Genomic DNA, 5,808 nt, shown 5'->3' with positions numbered 1-5,808 from the left:
TCACCGGAGAACATCATCAGATCCCCGTTCGACCGCCGCATCAACACATCCCCGTACCCATCACCGTCATACCCCACGGCCGTCCCCACTCCCGGGGAGCCGGAGGGCGGACCGGTCCTGCTGTAGGAAAGGCCGGCCAGGGCCCGCCAGTCGTTGTCCCCGACGTCACCGTCCGTGGCGAGGGAGCTCGCGCGCTGGAACGACTCCACAGCCGCGCCGGTCTTGGCGCCCCACGCACCGTCCGCAGTCCCCGCCTGGTGCCCGCTCTCGTTGAGGGCGTACTGCAGTGCGCGCACCGCTTCACCCCGGGACCCGTTCCGTAGCGTCAGGTGCCCGTAGGTGTTGTACATCAGGGTGCCGCTCGGCGGGAGGCCGGACAGCAGCCGCCAGTCGTTACCGCTGATCTCACCGTCCACCGGTAGCCCCTTCGCCCGCTGGAACGAGGCAACCGCAGAGCTGGTCCTCGCGCCCCAGATGCCGTCGACCGTCCCGGCGGAGAACCCCCACCTGTTGAGCGCGTCCTGCAGCGCCCGGACCGCCTGGTTCCGGGCACCGGGCTTGAGGACCTTGTCACCGTAGGTCTGCATGAGGTGGTCGCCGGCCGGGAGGCCTGGCGTCGAGCGGGCGTAGCTGCTGGCCTTGGACCGGATCTCAGCCATCTTCGGGTAGAGGTAACGGCCCGGGCATGCCGTGTAGTAGGTGTCCCGGTGGGCGTTCACGGTCGGGAGGGTGACCGTCGTGCGGTTGGGGTACCTGGACCCGCTGACACCCCCCACGCGATGGGTGGCTGTGCCGGAGGGGTTGACGCCGTACTGCGAGAGCTTCCAGCCGGTGACCCGCGCCATCGCATCGACCATCGCCTGTGGCGGCGCAGTGACGTCGTAGTTCCCCATGGCGGAGACCCCCATGGTGTCGACGTTGTTGCCGCCCGCGTGGGCGCCCTTGACAGACGTCGTCAAGGACCCTGCCCGCCCCTCGTAGATGCGCCCGAACTTGTCGACCACGAAGTGGTAGCCGATGTCGCCCCACCCCAGAGTCTTGGCATGGTAGGCGTAGATGCCGCGCATCTGCGCCGCGGCGCTGTCCCTGGTGTAGCTGTTGGAGCCCGCGGTGTGGTGGATGACCACCGACTTGACCGTGGTGTTCGTGCCCAGGATGTCGCGCCGAATCGACTCGTCGGCCCCCCACTGGGCGCGGGTGATGATGGTGGGCCCGGGTGAGGCTGAGCTCGCGGTGAGCATGGTCGTGCCCTGCTCTTCGCCGTCAGTCTCGGACTCACCGGGGTTGATGGTCGCCACCTGCAGGTCGGCCGGAGCCGCACCGCTCGTCGTGGCCACGCGGACCTGGACGCCGTCCGCGCCGTCGGTGAACAGCGGGTCAGTCCCCTGCCGCACGCCCTCGGCCTCGCGTACGTCCGGGTCGGGCTGGTCGTCCAGGAGCTGCAACTGCTCCCACCCGGTCCATCCGGACGCCTCACGGACCCGTACGTGGACCGCAATGTCCACCGGCTCCAGCCGCTCCCCCCCGTCCCAGGTGACCGCCACCACAGCGAACTGCGGCACGTCGAGCTCGGGGGTGAGGGCCACCGTCGCCGGGGCTGCGGCGCCTCGAAGCTCGCCCGGCGAGCCGCTTGGCTCGGGCGCAGGCACGGGCGGCGCCTCGGCTGCGGCCTCCGCGTCCACCCCACGCACCTCGGTCGTGACGATCTCGGGGGCGACGCCGCCGGCGCCTGCCCTCGGCGCATCCTGCTGCGCGTGACCGACGGTCACGCTGGGCCCGAGCACCAACGTGCAGGCGAGTAGTGAGGCCAGGGGCGTGCGGAACCAGTTCATGCGGTGTTGTCCTTGCCTTGCTTGGAACCTTCTCGGGAGGAGCAGCGGGGCGGCGGCCGGGATCCGGCGATACCGGCTCAGCGGACGCCCACGTAGTAGGGGTAGTTCCAGCCAGAGGAGGCCACCACCTGCCGGCGAGCCAGCTGGGAGCCGGTGCCTGCGTAGTAGTAGAGCGCGCCCGATCTCGTGCGGCCGTACAGGTCTGGCTTGTCGTCGCCGTTCATGTCACCGGCCGAGAAGACGTCGGTGAACATGTCCCAGCCGGCGCCGATGCGGAACCGGTTCCCCAGCCTCCCGTTGGCCAGCGCCTGGTAGATCAGGAGCTTGCCGCTCGTGGTCCTCGCAGCGACGTCCGGCCGGCCGTTGCCGGTGAAGTCACCGAGCGGGATCAGCTCGGAGAACTGATTCCAGCCTCCCGTGCCGACTAGCACCCGCCGGTTGAGAGAGCCGTTCCCCCGGCCGTCGTAGAACCACAGCCGCCCATCGGTCCCGCGCGCGATGACGTCGTTGGTGCCGTTGCCGTTGAGGTCACCAGGGCCGTACACGTCCCGGTACTGGTCCCAGCCCGACCCGACCCAGGTGCGACCCTTCTGTCCACCGTTGCCGGTCCCGGAGTAGATGAACAGCCGGCCACTGCGGTCCACCGCCAGCAGGTCGCTGTGGCCGTCACCGTCCATGTCATCGCTAGCGGTGATCTGCCGGAACTGGCCCCAGCCGGAGCCGATCGTCACCGGGGGACGGCGCACGTAGCCGGAGCCGTTGCCGGAGAACATCATCAGGTCGCCGTTCTGTCGGCGGATCAGCACATCGCCGTGGGCGTCGCCGTCATAACCGGACTGCGTGCCGTCGCCTGCGGAGGTGCGCGTGGCAAAGGCGTGCCAGGTCGCGTTGTCGAGCACACCGGTCACGGGCAGACCACGGGTGCGCTGGTAGTTCAACAGCGCGCCGAGGGTCATCGGCCCGAACGAGCCGTCGACGTCCGAACCGGAGAAGCCAAGCTGGCGCTGCGCCGTCTTGACGTAGTTGTTCCGGGCGTTCGGCAGCACCACTGGGTAGTCGGACTTGGGGGGTCGAGGCAGGGTCGTGGGGCAAGGGCTGGTGCGCCGACCCGTGTAGCGGGGGGCGTACTGCCCCGAGTAGACGCGGCAGGTGCCGTGGTCCACGGCGGTGACCGCGCGGCCCGTCCACCACGACGTCCGGCCCATGGCACCGTCCCAGGTGAAGCTGATGTGCAGGTGATCGGTGTGCGGGCTGGGACCGGTGTAGTCGTACCAGCGGCCCGGCGCGGAGGCGTACCAGCTCTTGCGGTTCCAGATCACGGACATGACACCGAACCGGCGCGCCATCTCACCGTTGTTCGCCGTCAGCCACTGGGCGACCGAGTCCCCCACGGCCTTCTGGGTGCGGTTGTAGGCGTTCATCGGCCAGTCGAGGGCTCGTCCCTCGTAGTGCTGGCTGTTGTCGCCGGCGATGCACGCCCGGGAGGTGTAGAACTTGGGGTACCCGTAGTGCTGGCCCACCAGCTGGCCGAACTTGACCATTCCGGTCTTGTTGTTCGGGTCGCAGGAGTAGGTGTACTGCCAGCCGGCCGTGGCGTCGAGCGTCGAGGGGAGCCGCTTGCTCGGCGGAGCCTTGACCGCCGTGGTGCCGAACTGCACCGTGCCGTCGTCCAGGACAACTGGCTCGTCGTCGGCCGCTCCCGCCGGCGCGTCGTCCTCACCGGGGGCAGCGGTCGTCACCGCCTCGTCCTCACCGGGGGCAGCGGTCGTCACCGCCTCGTCCTCACCGGGGGCAGCGGTCGTCACCGCCTCGTCCTCACCGGGGGCAGCGGTCGTCACCGCCTCGTCGTCCTCGCGGGACGCCCGCTCTTCGACCTCCTCCGGTGCCGGTCCATCGGTGGCTGTGCCCCCCTCAGGGTCCTCCGCCAGCGCGGCGAAGTAGCCGGTGTCCGAAGCCATGAGCTCGTCGGTGCTGGAGGGCGTGATGGTCTCCGCCGGGGTGACCCGATGCCACTTCTCGGGAATCAGCCCTGGGTCCGGGGGCGCGCCGACCCACTCGTGCGGCTGCGTGGCCATCAGCTGAGGGCCCACCGTGGTGTTGTCCACCACGAACGGATCCGCGGGCACCGTCAACGCCTCGGCGAAGTGGTCACCGTGCAGACCCTTGGGACTGTCGGCGTGCTCGTGCCCGTCCCCGGCCAGGTCACCCGGATCGACGGGGTCGGCGAGTGCCGGTGGAGCCTGAACGGCCAGGACGGCGGCAGTAAGGAGTGCGGTGAGGCGAACGCGAGTCATGGGCAACGTGCTTTCTTTTCCGAAGAAGCCGGACCCTGGTGGTATCCGCTATCCGCCTCGCGACGACCTCGGCTTGAGGGACCTGCACGGGAGTGCGAGGACATCGTGAGGAAGGCGGGAAGGGACGCGCCGGTGCGGCCACCCGCCAGGGGGGGCGGAACCCTGGGCTGGGACGAGGCAATATGTGGGGATTTTGTGGCGTGTGGGCATACTGAGAATAGCGCTGCTGTGGGTCAAAACAAAGTTGAAGCACTAAGTACAGCATTGTAATTCAAGGTTCTCTCCAGCAAGGTTCAGAATTACAAGGCCGTGATTCATTCCTCCGCTACCGTGGGGCACTCGAGAGGTCCCGGGAGCGGTCGGCCGGTGATGTCCGTGATATATGTCCCAGCAGCCTCGGCTGCGCCGCGGCGGCAGCGCATCGCCTGCCCTCGTGGTAGGTAGGTGGGGGCGGCCGCCGGTCGCGCCAGGCCCGACTTGGTGGAGGGAGAGCGACGTGTGGCCCGAGGTACTGGGCAGGGTGACGGTCGCCGGCCGGGGCAACAGCGGCTGCATCCTCGAGGGAACCCGCGCCGTCGCTGATCTGCCCTACTCAGTGGTCCGGGGTCGGGTTCGGGTGTGGAGCTCTGGTGGACTCGAGCAGTGGGGAGGAGACCAGGTATCGGGGCTGATGTGGCACCGGCTGCACGATGGGCCACCGCCGACAACCTGGCGCTCGGCGGCCGAGGACCTCGGGGCGTGCGGGGTGGCGGTGACCGCCGACACGGTCACCGTCCATGCCTCCGCCTGGGGGGTCCAACCGCTGTACTACCTCCAGCAGGGCGACAGCTGGCTCTTCTGCACCTCCCTCGCCCGGCTCGTCGAGGCGTCAAGCCGTGCCCTCCATGCGGACTGGGACGCCTGGGCGAGCATCATGGTCATGCGCCATCCGATCGGTGAACAGACTCCGTTCGAGGAGATCCGGCGGATCCGGCCAGGGGGGAGTCTCCACTTCGGCCATGGGAGCACTCGACCTACCCGGCGCGTGGGGATCCCGGAGTCCACCGAGCCCCTTGCCCGTCGGCTGTCGCCCATGGACGTGGCGGAGACTGTCTCCCGCGTGGTCGGCCGCGCGGCTGCCCGAGCGCTCGGCGAGGCGCCGGACGGCTCGGTGACGCTCATGCTGAGCGGTGGATGGGACTCTCGGATGCTCGGCGGTGTCCTGGCCCGGCGGATGCCGGGTGATGCGGTCCGAGCCCTCACCACGACTACTCACCGCGACGGCTTTGACGCAGATGTGGCGTTCAGCCGTGCCGTTGCCGACCGGCTCGGGATCGAGCAGGAGGTCGTGGACCCTGAGGCCACCTCGCTCCCGGCCTACTACCGTCGCGCGTTCCGCCGGGTCGGGTACGAGACAGCGGAGCACGCCTGGCTCGAGCCCGCCGCGGCCCTGGCCCGGTCCCGCCGCGCCCCGGTCTTCGACGGGATCGCCGGGGACGTCCTCCTCAAGAACCGCATGGCCTCACCGATCGCTATGCGGGGCAGGACGCACCGAGAGCGGGGCACGTTGCTGTGGCAGCGCATGGCGGGCAAGACCGATCCCAGGGCGCCTTTGCTGTCTGCTGAGCTGGCGCACCACATCCGCGACCGGGCTCGGGAGGCCTTCAGAACCGAGTGGGACTTGGTCGACGGACACCCTGAGG

Annotated in this window: 3 protein-coding genes; 1 reads left to right on the top strand and 2 read right to left on the bottom strand. The window is 69.5% G+C overall.

All coding sequences use genetic code 11. The annotated features are described in order from the left end of the window. The coding region (locus GFJ45_RS14760) for a peptidoglycan-binding protein (protein ID WP_194288703.1) at positions 1–1,832 on the bottom strand (1,832 nt) is incomplete at its 3' end. Positions 1,833–1,909: 77 nt separating this feature from the next. Further along, positions 1,910–4,126 (bottom strand): FG-GAP-like repeat-containing protein, encoded by a 2,217-nt coding sequence (locus GFJ45_RS14755; protein WP_153398539.1) that lies wholly within the window; start codon positions 4,124–4,126, stop codon positions 1,910–1,912. A 751-nt stretch (positions 4,127–4,877) separates the two neighbouring features. Here GFJ45_RS14755 and GFJ45_RS14750 point away from each other — a divergent pair. Then, positions 4,878–5,808 (top strand): asparagine synthase-related protein (locus GFJ45_RS14750; RefSeq protein ID WP_194288702.1); only part of this gene is annotated, 931 nt, incomplete at its 3' end.

Origin of the sequence: Ornithinicoccus halotolerans, from assembly GCF_009602535.1 — a bacterium.
GTDB lineage: Bacteria > Actinomycetota > Actinomycetes > Actinomycetales > Dermatophilaceae > Ornithinicoccus > Ornithinicoccus halotolerans.
This window is presented reverse-complemented; position numbering and strand designations above follow the sequence as displayed.

Bases quoted from the DNA above. Each gene is read 5' to 3' on its own strand.
- GFJ45_RS14755 (WP_153398539.1), bottom strand. From the start codon at position 4,126: ATGACTCGCGTTCGCCTCACCGCACTCCTTACTGCCGCCGTCCTGGCC.